General features: G+C 66.1%; 1 protein-coding gene. It reads right to left on the bottom strand.

The genetic code is table 11. The features are described 5' to 3' along the window. The coding region (locus tag ABC977_RS18240; RefSeq protein WP_369668692.1) for an Rpn family recombination-promoting nuclease/putative transposase at window positions 1-442 on the bottom strand (442 nt) is incomplete at both ends.

Here is a 442-nt window from a genome sequence, read left to right as displayed (position 1 = left end):
GGGCAGTTGTCCGAGCCGGTCGGCCTTGCGCAGTTCGACAATATTCAGTTGCAATTCACGCCCGAGACGCACGGCGGGGCGCAGCCGGTCGCGCATCTCGAAGCACCACAGCGCCTGATCGGCCTGGTCTGGGTCCTCGAACAGCGTGAAGTCGAGCAGATGGATGCCGATCACCGGCTTGAGGCGCCGGTAATCCTGCCCGGCCTCGAGCTGTTCGCTCAGCAGCCGCGCCAGGTACAGGATACCGCGCGCGCCCCAGAGGGCGAAGCGCCGCACCTGCATCTCGATATTGTAGCGCTGGCCGCGCTCGTCGCGGGCCTGGAGGTCGAGGATCAGCTGTTTGCCGCTGAGCCGCTCGGGCGTGAGTCGCGGATTGAGCAGCGTGACCGCGACGATGGGTGGTTCGTCGCTGCGCACGACGTTGATCAGATCGACCAGCAGT

The organism is Thioalkalicoccus limnaeus (assembly GCF_041197575.1).
GTDB classification, from domain to species: domain Bacteria; phylum Pseudomonadota; class Gammaproteobacteria; order Chromatiales; family Chromatiaceae; genus Thioalkalicoccus; species Thioalkalicoccus limnaeus.
Note: the sequence above shows the minus strand (reverse complement) of the source record. Positions and strands in the feature narration are given on the sequence as shown.